The organism is Xanthomonas sp. NCPPB 1128 (assembly GCF_001043115.1).
In the GTDB taxonomy this organism is placed as follows: domain Bacteria; phylum Pseudomonadota; class Gammaproteobacteria; order Xanthomonadales; family Xanthomonadaceae; genus Xanthomonas_A.
The window spans coordinates 1-21,125 of the sequence record NZ_LFME01000033.1 but is presented as its reverse complement, the minus strand read 5'-3'; the positions used below and the strand labels follow the sequence as shown (position 1 = coordinate 21,125).

Below are 21,125 nucleotides of genomic sequence, written 5' to 3'. Positions count from 1 at the left end.
GCGGTTGCCGTCACCTCACGCGTCGAGCGCGTCCTCCACGGCCGCGGCCGGCGACGCCGCCGTCGCGGTGGCGTCCACCACCCGCAACGCCGGCGCCGGCTTCGGTGCCTGTTGCGGTGCCGGCGCGCCCAGGCGGAACAGCGCGACCGACTGGCTCAGCTGCCCGGCTTCCTCTTCCATGGCGCGCGCCGAGGCCGTGGCCTCTTCGACCAGCGCCGCGTTCTGCTGGGTGGCCTGGTCCATTTGCGCCACGGTGGTGTTGACCTGTTCGATGCCCGCCGACTGCTCGCGTGAGGCAGCCGAGATCTCGCCCATGATGTCGGTGACGCGCTGCACCGAAGCGACGATCTCCTGCATGGTGCTGCCGGCCTGGCCGACCAGGGCCGAGCCGTCGGCCACGCGCTGCACCGACTCGTCGATCAGGCCCTTGATCTCCTTGGCCGCATTGGCCGAGCGCTGGGCCAGGGTGCGCACCTCGCTGGCGACCACCGCGAAGCCGCGGCCCTGTTCGCCGGCACGCGCGGCTTCCACCGCAGCGTTGAGCGCAAGGATGTTGGTCTGGAAGGCGATGCCGTCGATGACGCCGATGATGTCGCCGATGCGCCGGGAGGAGGAGGCGATGCCCTCCATCGTGTTCACCACCTGGCCGACCACGTTGCCGCCCTGCACGGCGACCGCTGCGGCGCCGGCGGCCAGGCGGTTGGCCTGCTGCGCGTACTCGGCGTTCTGCTTGACCGTGGAGGTCAGCTCTTCCATCGATGCGGCGGTTTCTTCCAGGCTCGCCGCCTGCTGCTCGGTGCGCCGCGACAGGTCGTCGTTGCCGGCGGCGATCTCGGCAGCGGCCGCATCGATCGCGGCGGAAGAGTGCTGGATGCGGCCGACGATCTCGGTCAAACGCGCCACGGTGGCGTTGGCATCGTCGCGCATCCGTGCGAACACGCCTTCGAATTCGCCGTGCATGCGCCCGGTCAGGTCGCCGCTGGCCACCGCTTGCAACAGCGTGGAGAGGGCGTTGAGGTTGCGGTCGGCCGTGCTCATCAACTGGTTGAGGTCGACCAGGATCTGCCGGAAGTCGAAGTCGAAGGCGGCCTCGTCGCTGCGCGCGGTGAAGTCGCCGGCCGCCGCCGCCGCGGCCATCCGCTTGATCTCGCCGTTGATCCGCAGCAGGTTGCGGCGCACGTCGTTGAGCGACTCGGTGATGACCGCGCGTTCGCCGGGCAATGCGTCCAGTTCCTGCGACAGGTCGCCGCGCGCATAGCGCTTGATCAACTCGACCACGCGCAGGGTCACCGCGATGTGCCCTTCGACCAGGGCGTTGCCGGCCTGGACCATGCTGCCGAACTCGCCGGGGAACTCGCTGGCGACGATGCGATGGCTGGTGACGCCGGCCTCGTGCCGCGCCCCCATCTCGGTCTGCGCCTGGATCACGCGGCGCAACTGCCGCTGCATGCTGTCCATGGCCTGCAGCAACTGGCCGACCTCGTCGCCGCTGTCGATGGCGATGGGGTTGTCCAGCTTGCCCTGCGACACCGCATGCGCGGTGCGGATGGCACGCCGCAACGGACGGGTGATGGCACGCGCCACGATCCAGCCGAAGACGATGCAGGCGACCGCACCGAGCACGCCCACGATCAGGCCGCCGACGCTGGCGGCGATCGAGCTGTCCACGGCGTTCTGCACCGTGGCGCGGAAGCGCGCGTCGGCGCTGTGATGCATCGCGTTGAGATGCGTGCGATAGCGCTCCAGCGACGGCGCCATCGCCTCCATCTCCGCCGCATCGGGTTCGCGCTGCTGCGCGAACGCCGCGGCCACCGCCGCCGCGTGCGCGTAGTACGTATCGAACTCCTTGCCCAGGCGCGCCAGTTCCTGTGCATTGCCCGGATCGGTCTGCTGCAGCTTCAGGTAGGACGCATGGATCTGCGCGGCGATCGGACGCGTCGCGTTGAGCATGTCCATGTCGCCGGCCGCCGCCGCGCCGTTCAGTCCATTGATGATCTTGTCCAGCGCGGCGACGTTGCGCGTCATGGTGTCCAGCACCGGGAAGTGCACGTCGCGGATCGCCTCCAGATGCCCGTTGTTGCGCTGGAACACCACGGTGCTGAAGCCGATGTAGCCGAGCAGGCACAGGATCGACACCGCCGCCGGCAGCAGGATCTTCCAGAACAACGGCAGGGAAAGCAGACGTCTCATCATGGAGGCTCTCCGGAGGCGGTTAGGGCTTGAAGACGACCTTGACGCTGGCATCCTGCGCGCCGGCATCGATGTAGCCGATCGCGCCAGGCGAGGCGGCGACCGCCTTCTTGACCGCATCGTCGCCGGCCACGTGCTTGGGACGCTGCGCCTTGCCGGTGAACATCAGCTGCGACCAGTACGACTTGAGCTGCGCGGCATCGCGGCCGGTGACCTTCTTGTAGAACTCCTCGCGCGCCTTGGCACCCTCGTCCTGGTCGATCGGCGTGGCCTGCGCGCCGCCCGGCAGGCTGTTGGACTTGGCCAGGAAGATCTGCGACACCTGATCCTTGCTCAGGCTGTCCACCGGGCTCTTGGACGACATCACCACCACCACTTCGGCCTGCGCGGCGGTGGAGAACAGCAGGGCCAGCGCCGCAGCGCCGGCAATCTTGTAAGCATTCATGGCGTCGTCCTCAGAACACGAAATCGAAGGAGGCCGACAGCAGGTTGTAGCTGCCGCCAGGACGGAAACCCGGCTGGATGTTGCCGAGGCTGCCGTACGAGCCGGCGTTGTTGACGATATGGCTGGCCTGGAACTTGAAGGCCACGTTCTCGTACACGTCCCAGCGCAGCGAGGCGGTGTAGCTGTGGCGGCCATTCTCGGCGAGCGCGACGGCGCGGGTCATCAGCCCCAGCGGATCGGCGCCCGGCGCGATCACCGGTGCCTTCTTGTCGACGTTGGCGTAGGTCAGCGACGGAGTCAGCGCGCCGAAGCGCGCACCGGTGCTCACGTAGCCGGAGGTGGTCTTGCCGTTGAGCGAAGGCGAGTAGTCGGCGCGGATGACTTCGGCACGCGCGAACCACGGGCCCGGATCGTAGCTGTAGCCGGCGCTGGCGAAGCTGCCGGCGACGCCGACGGTGTCCAGGCGCTCGGCCAGGGCCGGGTTGATCCGGCGGTACAGACCGAACAGGCGGTCCAGATCGTCGTTGCGGTAGTCGGCATTGCCCTTGATGTAGGCCACGCGGTAGGTGGAGGCGCCCTGGTCCAGCACCAGCGACAGGCCACGCATCGCGTGCACTTCGGCCTTCTTGGAATCGATGCGGCCGTAGAAGCCCTGCACGCTGAGCACGCTCTGGCCGACATTGCGCGTGTACACGCCTTCCACGCCGTCCATCGCCATCAGGTAGTTGTAGACCTCGTACGGCGGACGCACCCACGGCGTGGCGTAGCCGACGCGCTGGTACTCGGACAGCATGTACAGCGGCGCGGTGATGCGGCCGACACGCACCGCGAAATCCGGGGCGAACTGGTACTTGACGTGGGCCAGGGTGACCTTGGGCGCATACGAGGCGCGCTCGGCGTATTCGCTGGTGACCTGCAGCACGCCGCTGAACTTGTCGGTAAAGGTGGCGTTGACCTGCCCGGCGATGCGCGAATCCGGACGCGGCGAGGTGCGCTGGCTGGCGCCGGCACCTTCGGTGGTCTGCAGGTCGGGCGTGAAGTCGGCACGGTCCTCGGTGGAATGCACCAGACCCAGGGTGCCGAACCCGCTGAAGGACAGCTCAGGGCCGTCCTGGGCCTGGAGGTTGCCGGCGGACGCGAGTGCGAGCGCACCGCTCAACAGTAAAACTTTGAATTTCATTGAATTTTCCCAAGTACATGGCGGGTTGGCGATGGACGACGGCCCGATCGCATCCCTTCCCGGTGGATGCGACCCGTGACGGCAGTGAGCCGATAACGGCGATCGCGCCGCGTTCTTGAGCGCTGTCATGGTTTTTACGACGAACGGTCCGCAAAACCCGCTGACCAGCGCTGGCGGCGACGCCGCCACGGGCGGGCGGTGGCGGCGGTGGCGACCCTGCCGTTGGGCAGATGTCGGCCGTCGCGGCAGCCCGCTAGACTCGCCGGCATTACCCGCCAAGGACCTGCACCCATGACCCAGTGGTACTTCCTGACCGGCAGCGAACAGACCCGCTCCGGCCCGTTCGACGATGCCGATGCAGTCACCTTCGCCCGCAACAACCCCACGGCGCTGGCCTGGAGCCAGGGCCAGAACGGCTGGCTGCCGGTGGCGCAGATCGCGGCCCTGCAGGGCGGCGCGGCGTTCCTGCCGCCGGGCCTGCCGCCGCCGCCGGCCGCCGGCGGCCGCGCCGACGAGATCGACTTCCGCATCGTCGGCCACGAGATGCAGTTCGTGGAGATCGAGCTGGACCCGGGCGAGAGCGCGGTGGCCGAGGCCGGCGCGCTGATGTTCAAGGACGCGGCGGTGCAGATGGACACCGTGTTCGGCGACGGCTCCGGCGGCAACCAGAGCGGCCTGATGGGCAAGCTGCTGTCGGCCGGCAAGCGCCTGGTCACCGGCGAGAGCCTGTTCACCACGGTGTTCACCCACCAGGGCCAGGGCAAGGCCAAGGTCGCCTTCGCCGCGCCCTACCCCGGCACGGTGCTGGCGATGAAGCTGGACCAGCACGGCGGCCGCCTGATCTGCCAGAAGGACAGCTTCCTGGCCGGCGCGCGCGGGGTGTCGCTGGGCATCCACTTCCAGCGCAAGATCATGACCGGCCTGTTCGGCGGCGAAGGTTTCATCATGCAGAAGCTCGAGGGCGACGGCTGGGTGTTCGTGCACGCCGGCGGCTGCGTGGTCGAGCGCGAACTGGCCGCCGGCGAGCGGCTGGACGTGGACACCGGCTGCGTGGTCGCGTTCCATTCCTCGGTGGACATGGACGTGCGCCCGGTCAGCGGCATCAAGAGCATGTTCTTCGGCGGCGAAGGCATGTTCCTGGCCACCCTCACCGGCCCCGGCAAGGTCTGGCTGCAGTCGCTGCCGTTCTCGCGCCTGGCCGGACGCATGCTCGCCGCCGCTCCGCAGGGCGGCGGGCAGAACCGCGGCGAAGGCTCGGTGCTCGGCGGCTTCGGCCGGATCCTGGACGGCGACAACAACTTCTGAAGCAGCGCGCTTTAAGCCCCTCTCCCCCCGGGAGAGGGGTTGGGGTGAGGGTACGGCACGCGAAGCGCCTCGCAGTAACAGGAGCACAGGCCCCCACACCTCCGGTGCAGCCCCCAGGCCGCCACAGCATGACCTCCAGTCGTGGGCGGTGCAGGAGGATGCGGCTATCCTCGCGCCGGCTCCTCCCTTCTTCTTCCTTCCGCGACGCATCCATGACCGTGCTCCGTTCCCCGCGCCTATTGCTGTCCCTGTCCCTGTTCGGCCTGCTTGCCGCCTGCGGTGGCGAGCCCAAGCCGGCGCCGCCGGCCCCGGTAGTGAGCGGACCGGCACCGGTGCCCACGCCGGCAGCCCAACCGCTGCGCATCGGCATCGCCCTGGGCGGCGGCGCGGCCAAGGGCTTCGCCCATATCGGCGTGATCAAGATGCTGCAGGCCAACGGCCTGGAACCGACGGTGGTGTCCGGCACCAGCGCCGGCAGCGTGGTCGGCGCGCTGTACGCCAGCGGCATGGACGCGTTCCAGATGCAGCAGGCGGCGGTGGCGCTGGACGAGAGCAGCATCCGCGACATGCGCCTGTTCTCCGGCGGCCTGGTGCAGGGCCAGGCGCTGCAGGACTACGTCAACGCCCAGCTCAAGGGCAAGCCGATCGAGAAGCTGGCCAAGCCGTTCGCCGCGGTCGCCACGCGACTGGAGGACGGCGAGCGCACCGTGTTCGTGCGCGGCAACGCCGGCCAGGCGGTACGCGCCTCCAGCAGCATCCCCGGCGTGTTCGAACCGGTGACCATCGGCAAGTTCCACTACGTCGACGGCGGCGTGGTCAGCCCGGTGCCGGTGGACGCCGCGCGCCAGCTCGGCGCCGACTTCGTCATCGCCGTGGACATTTCCAGCAAGGCCAGCGGCAAGAACCCGGGCAGCATGCTCGGCACCGTCAACCAGTCGATCGCGATCATGGGCCAGCGCCTGGGGCAGCAGGAACTCGGCCGCGCCGACATCGTGATCCGGCCCAAGGTCAACGACATCGGCGCCGCCGACTTCGCCCAACGCAACGCCGCGATCCTGGAAGGCGAGAAGGCCGCGCTGGCAGCGATGCCGCAGATCAAGGCCAAGCTGGCGCAACTGCAGCAGCAACGCGCGGCCGCCGCAGCCGCGGCGGCAAAGGCCGCGCAACCGGCGCCGCCGCCGTGCGAGCCGCAATCGCGGCTGGGCCGCCTGCTGCGCCGCGACGATCCCTGCAAGAAGGACTAAGGCTTGCTCCCCTCTCCCCCCGGGAGAGGGGCCGGGGGTGAGGGTACGACCGCCAGTACCGCTCGCGGCACACGCAGCCCCGCCTGCACTACGCCGCTGCCAATCAGCACCGCCTGCGCAGGCTGAAACAGACAAGGCAACCACTCCGCCTACCGCTTCCCTCTCCCCCCCCGGAGAGGGGCTGGGGGTGAGAGTCCGACTGCTCGCGCAAGTTCCTACTCGACGCAGTCCCACCGGCACCACACCGCCGCTCAGTACCGCCAGCGCAGAGTGAAACTCACGAAGCGCGGCTCGCCGTAGTTCTGGTAGTCCAGGTTGGCCCAGTACTTCTTGTTGAGCGCATTGGTCACCGCCAGGGTCGCGGTCCACTGCGTGCTGAGCTGGTAGTTGGCGTTGAAGTGCACCAGCGCGTAGGGATCCTGCACCACGGTGACCGGGCGCGTGGCGGCGCTGCCGTCGCCGAGCGGGCGCTGGATGTTGTAGCCGCGTACCGCGCTCTGCCAGCTCACGCCGCCGCCCAGGCTCAGGCGCTGCCAGGCGCCGGGCAGGCGCACCTGGGTGGACAGCTGCAGGTAGTCCTCCGGCAGGTTGGCGTAGATCGCGTCGGTGGGCGCGCGGGTGACCTTGGCGCGGGTGTAGCCGGCGTTGAGCGTCCAGCCCGGGCGCAGTTCACCGTTGTATTCCACTTCCCAGCCGCGGCTCTTGGTGCCGTCGACGCCGATGTAGGCCGAGCTGCCGTCGGGCAGCGAGGCCTCCGGCTGGGTCATGTCGCGCACCGCGTAGTTGTCCTGCTTGGCCTCGAACACCGCCGCGCTGAGCAGCCCGCGGCCGTCGGCCAGCTGTGCCTTGACGCCCGCTTCCAGGTTGGACCCCTGCACTGGCGCCAGCAGGTTGTTGTCCTTGTCCTTGTAGTTCTGCGGATTGAAGATCTCGGTGTAGCTGGCGTAGGTGGAGATGGCCGGGGTGATGTCGTAGACCACGCCGACGTAGGGCGTGACCTCGTCGCTGACCCGGTAGCGGCCGCTGGTGCCGGTGTAGCTGCCATCGGCCGCGAAGGCCTGGGTGCGGGTCTGCCAGGAACTCAGGCGCGCGCCGGCGATCAGCGACAGCGGTTCGGCCAGGCGCAGCCGGGTGGAGGCGTACACGCCCCGCTGGGTGGTGCGCGCCTCGCGCCGCGCGCCGGTGCGGGCGGCGGTGATCTGGCCCACGTCGCCGTGCCAGTCGTAGACGTTGGGGATGTAGTAGCAGCGCTCGCGGCCGCAGGTGGTCCAGTCGCCCGGATAGCGCAGCGCCAGGGTCGGCGTGTTCGACTGCAGGTCCTGCCAACTGCCGCCCAGGACCAGGTCGTGGTCGCGGCCGAACAGCGGGAAGCTGCCGGACAGGTACACGTCCAGGCCGTCGCGGGTGTCGGTGGCCTGCCCGGCGGCGGCGCGCAGATAGATGCCGCTGCCGTCGCGCTTGGGATAGCCGCTGCCGTAGACGCGCAGGTTCTCGACCTCACCCTCGGTGCGCGCCAGGTTGACCTTCAGCAGCCAGTTCTCGCCGAAGCGCTGTTCCAGGTTGGCGAAGGTGGTGCGGGTGTTGCGCTGCCAGCGCGCCCACTTCGGCGCCAGGTTGGTGGAGGTGGGCAGGTCGGCGAAGCTGCCGTCGGCGAAGAAGTACGGCACAGTGCCCCAGGTCGAGCCGACCGGATCGTTGTCCTGGCGTTGGTAGCCGACGGTGACCGTGGTGCTGTCGGTGAGGTCGCCTTCCAGCACGGCCATGCCGGACATCTTCTGCTCGGTGTAGTGGTCGTAGTAGTAGCCGCGGTCCTGCCAGGCGGCGACGAAGCGGCTGCGGAAGCGGCCGTCGGCGGTCAGCGGCGCGGTGACGTCGGCCTGGGTGCGGCGGAAGTCCCAGGTACCGAGCGAGGCCGCGAACGCCGCATCGAAGGTCTTGCCGGGGCGCTTGCGCAGCAGGTTGACCGTGGCCGAGGGAATGCCGGCGCCGCTGAGCAGGCCATTGGCGCCGCGGATCACTTCGACGCGGTCGTAGAAGACCATGTCGTATTCCTGGTTGGTGGAGCCGCTGTAGGTGGGCAGGCCGTCGACCTGGAAGTCGGTGATCTGGAAGCCGCGCGCGAAGTACAGCGGGCGCTGGGTGTCGTAGAAGGACACGTTGACGCCGGTGACGTTGCGCATGACGTCGTTGATGCTGAACAGCGATTCCTCTTCCAGCCGCTGCTGGCCCAGCACGCTCACCGACTGCGGCGTCTCCTGCAGCGTCAGCGGCAAGCGGGTGGTGGTGGACGGCTGCGCACGGCTGGGGCTGCCGCTGACCTCGACCTTGTCCAGCGTGGTCGGCTGCGCGTCGGCCGCGGCCGAGGCCTCGGCGGCGAGCAGCGGTACCGAGGCGGTGGAGAGCGCGGACAGCACGGCGAGGGACAGCAGGCGGCGTGGAGCGGAGCAAAGCATGGATCGATCTCGCGAGGGTTGGGCACGGGGCGACACGGTCGCGCCGCGGGTGACAGGAAAGGGACAGGCGCAGCCGCGCTCCACGGCGGAAAACCGGCGTGGCTGGCCCGGCAGGGCTGGCGGAGGGCTGTGGCCGTGGATGGCCGTCGCAGAACGCAAATGTAAATCGTTAGCAACAACTTAACAAGGGCTGCCATGTACCGACACGCGGCGGCACATCAGCATCGGGCCATTAGCCGCGCGGCAATGGCAGGCCGGCGAAGTCCTTGACGGTGCGCAGCACGAAGCTGGAATTAACGTCGGCGACGCCGGCGGCATTGAGCAACTTGTCCAGCAGAAACGCGGAGAAGTGCGCCAGATCGCGGACGTAGACGTGCAGCAGGTAGTCCATGTCGCCGGTCAGCGCATGGCAGGCGACCACTTCGTCCCAGCCCTGCACGCTGTCGGCGAAATGGGCGATGCCGCTCTGGCCGTGCTTCTCCAGCTGCACGCGAACGAAGGCCTGCAGGCCCAGGCCGATCGCCGCCGGCACCAGCCGCGCCGCGTAGCCGGCGACCACGCCTTCGGCCTCCAGCCGCTGTACCCGGCGCAGGCAGGCGGAGGGCGACAGGTTCACCTGCGCCGCCAGCTCGGCATTGCTGGCGCGGCCCTGCCGCTGCAGCAGGGCGAGCAGGCGCAGGTCGGTGCGGTCGAACGTGGGCGATTGAGTCATTTATTGCTCTGCAACATGGATTCTACGCAACAATCTTGCGCGCACAGCGCAGATCCCTGCAACTTCGCAAGCTCATTGCGCGCCCGCGCGCCTACCATCGTGGCATTCCCTTCCGGAGCCTCGACCATGGACACCGCACCGCGCCGCGTCGAACACCAGCAGACCGACAAGGGCTACGTGCCGGTCTACACCACCGCGGTGGTGACCCAGCCATGGGACAACTACAGCGCCGACGACCACGCCACCTGGGGCACGCTGTACACACGTCAGCGCGAGCTGCTGGTCGGCCGCGCCTGCGACGAGTTCCTGCAGGCGCAGGACGCGATGGGCATGAGTCCGCAGGCGATCCCGCGCTTCGACGCACTCAACGCGGTGCTGCAGGCGACTACCGGCTGGACCCTGGTCGGCGTGGAAGGGCTGCTGCCGGAACTGGACTTCTTCGACCACCTGGCCAACCGCCGTTTTCCGGTGACCTGGTGGATCCGCCGTCCCGAGCAGATCGACTACATCGCCGAGCCGGACCTGTTCCACGACCTGTTCGGCCACGTGCCGCTGCTGATGAACCCGCTGTTCGCCGACTACATGCAGGCCTATGGCCGCGGTGGGGTGAAGGCGCACGCGATCGGCCCGGACGCGCTGCAGAACCTGACCCGGCTGTACTGGTACACGGTGGAGTTCGGCCTGATCGACACCCCCGACGGCCTGCGCATCTACGGCGCCGGCATCGTGTCCTCCAAGGGCGAATCGCTGTATTCGCTGGAGTCGGACGCGCCCAACCGTATCGGCTTCGAACTGCAGCGGATCATGCGCACCCGCTACCGCATCGACACCTACCAGAAGACCTACTTCGTCATCGACAGCTTCGAACAGCTGATGCAGGCGACCTCGCCGGACTTCACCCCGATCTATGCGGCATTGGCGGACCAGGCGCACCTGCCGGCCGGCCAGGTGCAGGCGCAGGACCGCGTGTTCCATGCCGGCAGCGGCGAAGGCTGGGCGGACGGCGGCGACGTCTGAGAGGCGCACAACGGTCGCGGCGGGCCTGCCCGCACGCGACCGTCGCCTGGGCGCACTGCGCGCTCAGTCGTCGCCCATGACGGCGATACCGGTCACGCTGGCCGGTTTCAGGTTGCAGCCGTTCAAGTAATTGTAGAGGGCGCTGTCGCTGACCTCTCTGCCACGGATCGGCGACGTGGTCAGCTTGAACGGCCCCTGCGGACCCGCTGGCAGCGGCACGCCGACGACGCTACGCGCCGGCACGCAGCCGAGGATGTAGGTGCGCATGTTCGCGACGGTGGGTCGGCCACCGGCGTTCTGGAATTCGAATTCGAGGTCCCAGTTGCTGTTGGCCAGCGCCGGGGCGGCGCAGCAGAGCAGGCAGGCGGCGGCGAGGAACGAAAGGCGTTTGCTGGCGTGCATGGCAGTCTCCCGAGTGGATGTCGCAGCATGCGAAGCGGCTGCGTCCGCAAGGCTCGCCCCGCGCGCCGGTCTCCGCACTCGGCTACCGCCTGAGATCGCATCGCGCGCATGCCGATTGCGCAATGCAGGCGGCGCAGGCACGCCCCTCTCCCGCCGGGAGAGGGGTTGGGGTGAGGGTACGTGCGCCAAGCGCGCGCCGAACACCACCCAGGTGCCGATGATATGCCGCGATCCGAGCGGCAACGCCGTCAGCGCGGATACACCAGCAACAGCACCAACGGCTCATCGCCCACCTGCTGCAACGCATGGGTGCTGCCGGCACGGGTCAGCAAGGCATGGCCAGCGCGCACATCGTACTGGGTTCCGTCCACCACGTAGCTGCCGCGGCCGCTGACGATGTAATAGATCTCGTCCTTGTGCTGCGGATGCAGGCCGATGCCGGCGCCCTTGTGCAGCACGCGTTTGCGCAACACGAATGGCAGGTTCTGCACATCGGCGAAGAACGGATAGGCCGTGGTCGGCCCTGCGCCGCCATGCGGGCCGGGCTGGTCCCGGGCCAGCGCGTCTTCGTGCAGCACCTGCGATTGCGCCGATGCATGGGCGGGGCGCACCACGTCGCAATCCAGATCGCGCACCAGCGCCGGGCGCAACGCGGGCAGCGCCTGCACCACATCGCGCAGCACCAGGCAGGCCAGGGCGTTTGCGCCGGCGATGCTGAAACGGCTGACAACGGCAGGGTCCTGTTCGGGAACGAACAGGTAAGGACGCGCCCCCCGCTCGCCCAGCGCACGCAGCCAGACCCGGCTGCTGGCGTCGAGGTCGATCAGCGCGACCTGCTGCGTGCTCGCCAGCCGTCGCAATGCCTGGATGTCCTGCGCGGGGGTATCCAGCGGCACACCCTCCATGAACGACGGTCGCGCCACCGGCGTGACCAACACGGGCGTGGCGCCCTTGGCGCGTGCATGCATCAGCGCGCGGGCAACCGTTTGCTGCAGGTCGTCATCGCGGCTGGAGTCTTCGCGTTTGACGTCATCGTGGCCGAACTGGATCAGCACCACGTCGCCACGACGCAGTTCGCTGGCGATCGTGTCGAGCGGACCTTCGGCGGTGAAGCGGCGCGCGCTGCGCTCGTCCCCGGCGTGATTGCGCACCTGCCACGCGTTCGGATCCAGGTAGCTCTGCAAGACCTGGCCCCAGCCGGCCTGTGGCGCGCGCGCGGGGCCGACCTCGGCAGCAACGGCATCGCCGACGATGAACATGCGCTGCGGTTCGGCGCAGGCGACGCCAGCGACGAACAACAGCAATGCGGACAGAAACAGGCGCATGGGCACTCCGCTGCGCTGGGGCTGCCTGGCACCCGCGTCGGTCGACGCAATCACGCCAGACAGACAGGGGGCAGCGCGGTAGGCGTCGGCCGATCCTTCGGCCCTCACCCCAACCCCTCTCCCGTGGGAGAGGGGCGCGAGCATCGCACCTGCGATCAGGCCGCGGCGGCGTCGGCCTTGCCCAGCACGCCGGCGACGAAGGCGCGCAGCTCGGCGTCCTTGGCGTTGTCGAAGAAGCACTGCTGGAAGCGCGCGCCGCCCACGGCCTGCTTGACCAGCTCCGGATCCAGCGCGCGCAGGCCGTCCAGGTAGGACTTGGCCAGGGCCTGCTTGACCTGGGTCAGGATGCCGGCGTTGGCCTGCTGCGATTCGCGGCGCTCGGCCGGGTAGCCCATGCCGCGCTCGCCGCTGAAGGCCTTCTCGAAGATGTAGCGCACGTTGATCTCCGCGCCCCAGCCGTAGCCCTTGGCGAAGGCCAGCGCCAGCGCGTTGCCGTTGTTGACCTGGGCGAACAGGTAGGCATCGGTCGGCTCGATGCAGTAGCCGCAGAACACGCCCGGGTGCGCGTTGAGCGACATCATCGCGCCCTGGCCGGTGCCGCAGCCGGCGACCACGAAGTCCACCGCGCCGGCATTGAGCAGCAGGCCGGCGCAGATGCCCAGGTGGATGTAGGTCAGGCGGTGGTCGGCGTCGCCGTCCATGCCGACGTTGAACACGCTGTGGCCCTGCGCGGTGGCGACGTCGTTGAGCTGCTGCAGGATCACCGGGTTCTTGGCGGCCTGGCTGAACTCGTTCATTAGGGCGATTTTCATGGGGGTCCTTTGGGTGGGGGATGTGTTTGGTTGGGATAATTCGGCGGTAGTCGCACCCTCATCCGCCCTTACGGGCACCTTCTCCCGAAGGGAGAAGGAAGAGGGTTAGCGGGCGAGCCAGCCGCCGTCGACCGGGATCACGGTGCCGTTGACGTAGTCCGAGGCGCTGCTGGCCAGGAACACCGCGGTGCCGCCTAGGTCTTCCGGCACGCCCCAGCGGCCGGCCGGGATGCGGTCCAGGATCGCCTGGTTGCGCGCGGCATCGGCGCGCAGCTGCGCGGTGTTGTCGGTGGCCATGTAGCCCGGGGCGATGGCGTTGATGTTGACGCCCTTGGCGCCCCACTCGTTGGCCAGCAGGCGGGTGATGCCGGCGATGCCGGACTTGCTGGCGGTGTACGAGGGCACGCGGATGCCGCCCTGGAACGACAGCATCGAGGCGATGTTGATGATCTTGCCGCTGCCCTGGGCGATGAAGTGGCGGCCGGCGGCCTGGCACATGAAGAAGGCGGACTTGATGTTGACGTTCATGACGTCGTCCCAGTCCTGCTCGCTGAAGTCCACCGCATCGGCACGACGGATCAGCCCGGCGTTGTTGACCAGGATGTCGAGACGGCCGAGCCCGGACAGGGTCTCGTCGAGGATGCGCTGCACCGGCTCGATGCTGATCAGGTTGGCTTCGATGGCGATGAAGCGGCGGCCCAGCGCGGTGACCTTGGCCTCGGTCTCGGTCGGCGCCTGGATGCCGGCGGCGGCGATGTCGGCGCCGGCCTGCGCCAGCGCCACGGCGATGCCTTGGCCGAGGCCGGTGTTGGCGCCGGTGACCAGGGCGACCTTGCCTTCGAGACTGAACGGATGGGTCATTGCGGGGGCTCCTAGAAGGGATGCGGATGGCAGGGACAGGGGCGAGTAACGGCGGCCTACTTGAGCTGGCAGATGTCCAGCACGTGCATGTCGGTGTAGTCGAGGTTCTCGCCGCCCATCGCCCAGATGAAGGCGTAGTTGGCGGTGCCGGCGCCCATGTGGATCGACCATGGCGGCGACACCACGGCCTCGTTGTTCTGCACCACGATGTGGCGCTGCGCGTCCGGCTCGCCCATGAAGTGGTAGACGCGGTCGTTGGTGCCGAGGTCGAAGTAGAAATAGACCTCGCTGCGGCGGTCGTGCAGGTGCGGCGGCATGGTGTTCCAGACGCTGCCCGGCTTGAGCACGGTCAGGCCCAGCAGCAGCTGCGAGGACTGGCAGGTGGCCGGCACGATGTACTGGTAGATGGTGCGTTCGTTGCTGGTCTCCAGCGCGCCGCGGTCCAGCGCCACCGCCTCGGCGATCGACAGCCGCTTGGTGGTGAAGCGCGCGTGCGCCGGGGTCGAGGCCAGGTAGAACTGCGCGGGCGTGGCCGCGTCGTCGGAGGCGAACACCACCTCGGCGCTGCCCATCGCCACGTACAGGCCGTCCTTCGGGCCCAGCGGATACGCGGTGCCGTCGACGGTGACGGTACCGCTGCCGGCGCCGACATTGATCACGCCCAGCTCGCGCCGCTCCAGGAACGGGTGGCCGGCGGCCGAGGCCGGTTCGGTCTGCGCCGGCAGCGTCAGCGCCCGCGTGCGCGGGGCGGCACCGCCGAGCACGAAGCGCTCGTAGTGGGTGTACTTCAGGGTCACCGCATCGTCGACGAACAGGCCATCGAGCAGGTACAGGTCGCGCAACTGGTCGTTGCTGGCGCCCTTGATCACGTCGGGATGGGTCGCGTAGTGGGTCTTGCAGTACAGGGACATGGGGCGCTCCAGTGCAGGCGACGGCATGTGGCAGCCCGCCACGGAGGACAGTCTAGCGGGTCTGGTAAACCGGTGTCATTCCGCAGTGCACGAACGGCCGGGATTGGGGAGTGGGGATTGGGGATGGAAGGCACTGCGCCGCGTGGCGGCGCAGTGGCTCAGCGCGGCAGCGGCTGGCCGACGTCGATGCGGTTGCCGTCGGGGTCGGCGAAGACGAAGCAGCGCAGGCCGACGTCGGCATCGCGGATCGCCTTGATGATGCGGACGCCCTGCGCCTGCAGGCTGTCGTACAGGGCCGCGGCGTCGTCGACCATCAGGTGGGCGACGTTGCTGGTGCTGCCGCGGTGGTCGGGGCGCAGGGTCAGGTGCAGTTCGGCGTCGTCCTTCTTCAGGATCACGAAACCGACCGGGCTGCCGTTCTGGAACACGCTGCGGAAACCCAGCCGTTCTGTGTAGAAGGCGACGGCGCGGGCGATGTCGGCGACGGGGACGGTCGGCGCCAGGCGGCCGAAACGGACCGCGGTGGCGGCAGGCACAGGGGACGACATGGCGAAGGCTCCTCGCAGGAAGGCCGCGTGGGTCCGCCCGGACGGTGCCGGAACGGGGCGGGCCTTCGATGGGCGGAGCGGTGTCCGCACGGTCGGCGGGCAGTGTAGACCGTTTGCAGCGGGTGGGGAGGCGGGGGGCGGGACACGTGCCCTGGCCGAAATGTGGGTGCGACGCATGGATGGCGTTGAAACGCCCACGCCCCGCGGTCAGCGGGCGCTTCACTGCTGCTTGGGAACGGCTCCCGGTCCCCTGGGGATCGTTCGCCACGGCAGTTTCGTTCGTGCGCGTCGCGGCTGAAGCCGCTCCCACAGGGGCTTGCGGCGAGCCCGCCGGGTGCACTGTGGGAGGGACTTCAGTCCCGACGACGGAGGGTGTCAGTCGGCTCTCAGCTTCGCTTGTCGCGGCCGCTTGACCGCTGACTCCAATACGCCTGGCACCCGTATCGCAGATCGCTGAATCCACTCCCGCAGCGACGGATCGCGAATCACGGATCATGCCTGTCTCCGCTAGCACCTGGCAGGCCAACACCTCCGCTCGCCACCACGCGCTCCGGCGTCGCGCGCGCGCCGGTAGCCCGCCGCGCCGCCGCGCTCAGTCTTCCGGCGGCTGGCAGGAGTCGCGCACGATCAGGTGCGGTCGCACGCTGGCCACCGCCAGCGACGGCGTGCCCTCGGGCTGGATCAGCATGGCCGCGGCGGTGCGGCCGGTGTCGCGGGTATGCCGGCGCACCGAGGTCAGCGACGGCCACAGCCGCGAGGCCAGCGGGCTGTCGTCATAGCCGATGATCGACAGCTGCCGCGGGATGTTGATGTTGGCGCGCAGCGCGACCTTGTACACGCCGGCGGCCATTTCGTCGTTGCCGGTGAAGATCGCGCTGGGCCGCTGCTTGCCCAGCAGCAGCTTTTCCGCCGCGGCCACGCCCGATTCGAAGGTGTAGCCGGCCTCGACGATGCGCGCCGGCGGCAATTCGATGCCGCGCCGGGTCAGTGCGTCGATGAAGCCGGCGGTGCGCTCGTGCGCGGAGCGGTAGGCGCTGGGACCGGTGATCAGGGCGATGTCGCGGTGGCCCAGCGACAGCAGGTAGTCGGCGGCCTCGGCGGCACCGTCCCGGTCGTGGGTGACCACCATCTGCGAGGTGTCGTCCAGCGGCAGCGAGGCGATGCGGGTGTAGCGCACGCCGATGCCGGCGAGCATGTCGGCCAGCGCCTGGTCCTCGGAGGCGCGCGGCACCAGGATCACCCCGTGCAGCTTCTGCTGCTGCACGAAGCGGCGCACGCCCTCGATGTAGCCCGGGCTGCGGCTGTCGCAGGGGTGCACCACCAGTTCGAAGCTGGAGCCGCGCAGCGCGTCCAGCGCGCCGTACTGCATGTCCACGATGTACTGCGCGGTGGGGTTGTCGTAGACCATGCCGATCAGGAACGAGCGCCGGAAGGCCAGCCCGCGCGCCAGCGGGTCCGGCGCATAGCCGACCTCGCGCATCAGCGCCTCGACCTTCTCGCGGGTGTCTTTGCGCACCAGCGGCGAGTTGTTGATGATCCGCGATACGGTCTTCTTCGACACCCCGGACAGGCGCGCGATGTCGTTGATCGTCGCGGCCTTGCCGTGGGCGGAAGCGGGAGCATCGGCGGGACGGGGCTTGTTCGGCGCCATGGACGGAAAACCGGACGAAAGAGAGGGGATTCTACTGGGTGTCATGCTCGCTCCAGCGCACGGTCATGGAAGCGGTGTAAGCGCACCATGCCGGGACCCGGGACCCGGGACCCGAGGGCCTGCGCCGGCAGCGGCGATCGGCGTGAACGGCACGCGGATCGCCGCCTGTCGCACGTCGGCGGGCTCGTTCAGGCGCGCAGCGCGCGCGGCAGCCACAGCGACAGTTCCGGGAAGAACGCCACGATCAGCAGCACGCACAGCGCCGCCAGCCAGAACGGCCAGATGGTGCGCATGCTCTGGGCGACGGTGATCTGTCCGATCGAGGTGCCGATGAACAGGACCGAGCCCACCGGCGGGGTGATCAGGCCGATGCCGCCGGCCAGCACCATCACCAGACCGAAATGGATCGGGTCGATGCCGTAGGCCTTGGCCACCGGCAGGAAGATCGGCGTGCAGATCAGGATCTTCGGCGCCAGATCCATGAACATGCCCAGCAACAGCAGCATCACCACGATCATCAGCAGCACCGTGTGCTGGCTGTGGGCGATGGACTGCAGGAAGTGCACCGCCGCCGCCGGCACCTGCAGGTAGGCAAGCAACCAGCCGAACACCGCCGCGGTGGCGATCACGAACAGGATCACCCCGGTGGTGCGCGCGGCATGCGTCACCGCGGCGAAGAACTCGGCCCAGCGCAGCTGGCGGTACAGCAGCGCGGTGACCAGCAGCGCATACACCACCGCGATCGCCGCGCTCTCCACCGCGGTGAAGATGCCGGCGCGGATGCCGACGAAGATCAGCGCGACCAGGCCCAGGCCCGGCAGCGCGCCGACCAGGCGCAACGCCACCGCGCGCCAGCCCGGGAACGCCTCGGTGCCATAGCCGCGCGAGCGCGCCACCGCATAGCCGGTGATCATCATCGCCGCGGTCATCAGCAGCGCCGGCACGATTCCGGCGGCGAACAGGTCGGCGATCGACAGGCCGCCGCCGGCCGCGGCCGAGAACAGGATCAGGTTGTGCGAGGGCGGCACCAGCAGCGCCACCAGCGCCGCGGTCATGCTGACGTTGACCGCGTAGTCGCGGTCGTAGCCGCGGTTGATCATCTGCGGAATCATGGTGCCGCCGACCGCCGAGACGTCGGCGATGGCCGAGCCGGACACGCCACCGAAGAACAGCGAGGACAGCACGCTGACCTGGCCCAGGCCGCCGCGCATGCGCCCGACCAGCGAGGACGCCAGCGCGATCAGGCGATCGGAGATGCCGCCGCGCAGCATCAGTTCGCCGGCGAAGATGAACAACGGGATCGCGATCAGTGACGCCGAGCCGCTGCCGGCGGAGATCTGCTGCACCAACACCACCGCCGGCAGGTCCAGATACAGCAGCGTGGCCAGCGCCGCCGCGCCCAGCGCATACGCCACCGGCACGCCGATCAGCAGCAGCACCACGAACAATCCCAACAGGATGGCGATGGCCATGCTCAGTTCCTCCCCATGGTGGTGCCCGGGCGCAGCACCCGCCAGGCCTGGTACAGCGCGAACACGCTCATCAGCGCGCCGCCGATCGACAGCGGCAGGTAGTTGATGCTCTGCGGCATCTGCGCGCCGGCCATCTTGATGTCCAGCCCGTCCAGCAGCAGCACCGCACCCCACCACGCGATCACCGCGCCGATGGCGGCCACCAGCAGCGGGCGCAGCAGGTCGATGACGCGGCGCAGATTGGCGTGCAGCGTCTCGGCCAGCAGGAAGAAGCCGAAGTGGCGGCGGGTGTGCACGCCGGCGGCGGCGCCCAGGCTCATCGCCGTGCTCAGCAGCAGCAGCGTCACCGGCTCGGTCCAGCTCGGCGAGTCGTTGAGCACGTAGCGGGTGAACACCTGCCAGCCCTGCACCACCACCAGCCCGAGCAGGGCGGCGGCAGCGGTGCCGATGGCGAGGTTGGCGATCCGGTCCAGCAGCCGCTGCAGCGGCGGCACCGGGAGGGCGGGGTCGTGGTCGGTCATCGGCATGGGCTCAGGCGAAATCGCGGATGCGGCGGTAGAGGGCTTCGATCTCCGGCTGCTGCCGGTATTCGGCCAGCAGCGGCGCGGCGGCCTTGCGGAAGGCGGGCATGTCGACCTCGTTGATGGCCACGCCGTAGTCGATCACCTGCTGCCGCGCCTGCGCCTCGGAGGCGTCCCACAGCCGGCGCATCACCGTCACCGATTGCCGCGCGGTCTCCAGCACCAGCGTGCGCTCGTCCGGTGCCAGCGTCTCGAAGCTGCGCCTGGACATCACCAGCACGTCCGGCGCGTAGGAGTGGTCGCTCTGCGACCAGTAGTGCGCGGCCTCGAAGTGGCGGCTGGACTGGAAACTGCGCATGTTGTTCTCGGCGCCGTCGATCATGTGCGTCTCCATCGCCGAGAAGGTCTCGCCCAGCGACATCGGCGTCGGGTTGGCGCCGAGCATGCGCATCAGCTTGAGGAAGATGTCCGAGGACGCCACGCGCAGCTTGAGCCCGTGCAGATCCTTGGGCTGCCGCAGCGGATGCTTGGTGTTGTAGAAGCAGCGCGCGCCGGAGTCGTAGATCGCCAGCCCGACCAGGTCGCGTTGCTCGAAGCTGCGCAGGATGCTGTCGCCGACGTGACCGTCGATCGCCCGGCGCAGGTGCGCCACCGAGTCGAACACGTACGGCAGGCACAGCGCCTGGGTCAGCGGGAAGGTGTTGTTGAGCGCGCCGGAGTACACCCGGGTGATGTCGATGGCGCCGAAGCGGGCCATGTCGATCGCCTCGGACTCGCGGCCGAGCTGGCCGGAGTGGTACTGGCGCAGGCGCAGGCGGCCGCCGGTCTTCTGCTCCAGGGTCTGCCCGAACCAGCGCACCGCCTCCACGGTGGGATAGTCGGCCACGTGCACGTCGGTGGCGGTGAGCAGGCGGGTGTCGCCGCGCTGCGCCAGCGCGCCTAGCGGCACGCCGGCCGCCGCCGCGGCGGTGAGTCCCGCACCCAGGAATCGTCTACGAGTGATCATGCTGCGCCCTCCCGCGCGTCATTGCCGTCGCAGCCTAGGCCGCGACCGCCCTGCAGTGAAGTTCGCCATAGCCGTCGAAGCGGATCGTCGCCTGCTGGCCGATGGCGATGTCGTGGATGCCGGTAGCGTTGCCGGTAGCGATCAGCTCGCCGCGGCGCAGCGGCCGCCCGCGCCTGGCCGAACGCGCCAGCGCGAATGCGAACGCCGCGCGCAGCCCGCCCGGCAGCAGCGTGGCGCCGCCGGTGCCCACGCATCGGCCCTCGATCCAGGTCTCGGCACGCAGTGCGGTCTCGTCCAGCGTGGTCCAGTTGGGCACCTGCGGCCCCAGCAGCAGGCCGTTGTTGTTGCCGAAATCGGAGATCACTACGCGCGGCCCCAGCTGGTTGATCGTGGCCAGCGGACTGCTCGCCACCTCGACGCCGACGAACAGCGTCGCCGGCACCTGCGCGGCCTGCTCCGGGGTCCAGTGCAGCTGGTCGGCCGGCACGTCCGCGTCCAGGCGCAGCACGTACTCGGCCTCGACCGCGCCGAAGCCGCCGTCGAACACCGGGATGTCCGCTGTTCCACCGGTAGCATTCCACAGCGCAGCGGCGAAGATCGGGCCCAACAGGCGCTCGTCCCCGGAATGGTCGCGGCGCTCGGGGGCGATGTAGCCGACCTTCCAGCCGACCACGCGGTCCGGCCATTGCGCGATCGCCAGGTCCTGCACGCGGTAGGCGGTCTCCAGGTCGTCGGGGATGACGCCGGGGAAATCAGGCAGCGCCCGGCCCTGGCGGCGGGCCTGGACGAAGCGGGCCGCGATGTCGGCCAACGCGGGCGGTGGCGTCTGCGACGGGCCGGAAGGAAGGCTCAAGGGCATCTCCGCAAGGAATGGGGGGGATCGGAATTGCTGCGCCGCGCATCGACAGCGCGCTGCGCCGTTGTATATGGTAAACCGGTGTCATTGGCAATGTGCGGTGCGGCAAAGGGCTGGGCCGCGGTGCGGCCGGGATTCGGGATTCGGGATTCGGGATTCGGGATTCGGGATTCGGGATTCGGGATTCGGGATTCGGGATTCGGGATGGCAACAT

19 protein-coding genes are annotated in these 21,125 nt (G+C 69.2%); 3 read left to right on the top strand and 16 right to left on the bottom strand.

Annotated features, from left to right (window positions below):
* Positions 1-15: 15 nt before the first annotated feature.
* Genes ACP93_RS17395 through ACP93_RS17385 form a run of 3 tightly spaced genes read right to left on the bottom strand, consistent with a single transcriptional unit; the run spans position 16 to position 3,815 of the window.
* Positions 16-2,193 (bottom strand): methyl-accepting chemotaxis protein, encoded by a 2,178-nt coding sequence (locus ACP93_RS17395; protein WP_048491922.1) that lies wholly within the window; start codon positions 2,191-2,193, stop codon positions 16-18.
* 19 nt (positions 2,194-2,212) lie between these two features.
* The gene (locus ACP93_RS17390) at positions 2,213-2,635 is read right to left on the bottom strand and encodes a type 2 periplasmic-binding domain-containing protein (RefSeq protein WP_048491921.1); all 423 of its coding nucleotides are present in this window, start codon (positions 2,633-2,635) and stop codon (positions 2,213-2,215) included.
* Positions 2,636-2,645: 10 nt separating this feature from the next.
* The gene (locus tag ACP93_RS17385) at positions 2,646-3,815 is read right to left on the bottom strand and encodes a hypothetical protein (protein ID WP_048491920.1); all 1,170 of its coding nucleotides are present in this window, start codon (positions 3,813-3,815) and stop codon (positions 2,646-2,648) included.
* Between the two features lie 291 nt (positions 3,816-4,106).
* Here ACP93_RS17385 and ACP93_RS17380 point away from each other — a divergent pair, with 291 nt between their 5' ends.
* Both ACP93_RS17380 and ACP93_RS17375 read left to right on the top strand, forming a co-directional pair.
* Positions 4,107-5,120 (top strand): TIGR00266 family protein, encoded by a 1,014-nt coding sequence (locus tag ACP93_RS17380; protein ID WP_048491919.1) that lies wholly within the window; start codon positions 4,107-4,109, stop codon positions 5,118-5,120.
* A 212-nt stretch (positions 5,121-5,332) separates the two neighbouring features.
* On the top strand, positions 5,333-6,364 hold the full coding sequence (locus tag ACP93_RS17375) for a patatin-like phospholipase family protein (RefSeq protein WP_048491918.1): 1,032 nt from the start codon (positions 5,333-5,335) through the stop codon (positions 6,362-6,364).
* Between the two features lie 251 nt (positions 6,365-6,615).
* On the opposite strand, the gene ACP93_RS17370 is transcribed toward ACP93_RS17375, so the two are convergent.
* Entirely contained in the window at positions 6,616-8,817 is a 2,202-nt protein-coding gene (locus ACP93_RS17370) for a TonB-dependent siderophore receptor (RefSeq protein ID WP_048491917.1), read from the bottom strand.
* A gap of 232 nt (positions 8,818-9,049) precedes the next feature.
* Positions 9,050-9,529, bottom strand: a complete 480-nt coding sequence (locus ACP93_RS17365; protein WP_048491916.1) for an Lrp/AsnC family transcriptional regulator — start codon at positions 9,527-9,529, stop codon at positions 9,050-9,052.
* 126 nt (positions 9,530-9,655) lie between these two features.
* On the opposite strand from ACP93_RS17365, the gene phhA reads away from it, so the two are divergent.
* A complete protein-coding gene (phhA, locus tag ACP93_RS17360; protein ID WP_048491915.1) occupies positions 9,656-10,546 on the top strand; it encodes a phenylalanine 4-monooxygenase in 891 nt (296 codons plus the stop codon).
* Positions 10,547-10,609: 63 nt separating this feature from the next.
* On the opposite strand, the gene ACP93_RS17355 is transcribed toward phhA, so the two are convergent.
* From ACP93_RS17355 to ACP93_RS17305, 11 genes are all read right to left on the bottom strand, one after another.
* Positions 10,610-10,948 (bottom strand): hypothetical protein, encoded by a 339-nt coding sequence (locus ACP93_RS17355; protein WP_048491914.1) that lies wholly within the window; start codon positions 10,946-10,948, stop codon positions 10,610-10,612.
* A 248-nt stretch (positions 10,949-11,196) separates the two neighbouring features.
* Positions 11,197-12,273 carry a cupin domain-containing protein gene (locus ACP93_RS17350; RefSeq protein ID WP_048491913.1) on the bottom strand — a complete coding sequence of 359 codons (1,077 nt, stop codon included), beginning with the start codon at positions 12,271-12,273 and terminating at the stop codon, positions 11,197-11,199.
* 155 nt (positions 12,274-12,428) lie between these two features.
* Complete coding sequence (locus tag ACP93_RS17345; RefSeq protein WP_048491912.1) at positions 12,429-13,085, bottom strand: RpiB/LacA/LacB family sugar-phosphate isomerase; 657 nt, start codon at positions 13,083-13,085, stop codon at positions 12,429-12,431.
* 105 nt (positions 13,086-13,190) lie between these two features.
* Complete coding sequence (kduD, locus tag ACP93_RS17340) at positions 13,191-13,946, bottom strand: 2-dehydro-3-deoxy-D-gluconate 5-dehydrogenase KduD (RefSeq protein ID WP_048491911.1); 756 nt, start codon at positions 13,944-13,946, stop codon at positions 13,191-13,193.
* Positions 13,947-14,002: 56 nt separating this feature from the next.
* A complete protein-coding gene (gene kduI / locus ACP93_RS17335; RefSeq protein ID WP_048491910.1) occupies positions 14,003-14,857 on the bottom strand; it encodes a 5-dehydro-4-deoxy-D-glucuronate isomerase in 855 nt (284 codons plus the stop codon).
* Between the two features lie 158 nt (positions 14,858-15,015).
* Positions 15,016-15,405 carry a VOC family protein gene (locus tag ACP93_RS17330; protein WP_048491909.1) on the bottom strand — a complete coding sequence of 130 codons (390 nt, stop codon included), beginning with the start codon at positions 15,403-15,405 and terminating at the stop codon, positions 15,016-15,018.
* A 592-nt stretch (positions 15,406-15,997) separates the two neighbouring features.
* Complete coding sequence (locus ACP93_RS17325) at positions 15,998-17,056, bottom strand: LacI family DNA-binding transcriptional regulator (protein WP_010343057.1); 1,059 nt, start codon at positions 17,054-17,056, stop codon at positions 15,998-16,000.
* 188 nt (positions 17,057-17,244) lie between these two features.
* Positions 17,245-18,528, bottom strand: a complete 1,284-nt coding sequence (locus ACP93_RS17320; protein ID WP_048491908.1) for a TRAP transporter large permease — start codon at positions 18,526-18,528, stop codon at positions 17,245-17,247.
* 2 nt (positions 18,529-18,530) lie between these two features.
* The gene (locus tag ACP93_RS17315) at positions 18,531-19,049 is read right to left on the bottom strand and encodes a TRAP transporter small permease (protein ID WP_048491947.1); all 519 of its coding nucleotides are present in this window, start codon (positions 19,047-19,049) and stop codon (positions 18,531-18,533) included.
* A 10-nt stretch (positions 19,050-19,059) separates the two neighbouring features.
* Positions 19,060-20,055, bottom strand: coding sequence for a TRAP transporter substrate-binding protein (locus tag ACP93_RS17310; protein WP_048491907.1), 996 nt, complete (start codon positions 20,053-20,055; stop codon positions 19,060-19,062).
* A gap of 34 nt (positions 20,056-20,089) precedes the next feature.
* Positions 20,090-20,914, bottom strand: a complete 825-nt coding sequence (locus ACP93_RS17305; protein ID WP_048491906.1) for a 2-keto-4-pentenoate hydratase — start codon at positions 20,912-20,914, stop codon at positions 20,090-20,092.
* Between the last annotated feature and the right edge of the window lie 211 nt (positions 20,915-21,125).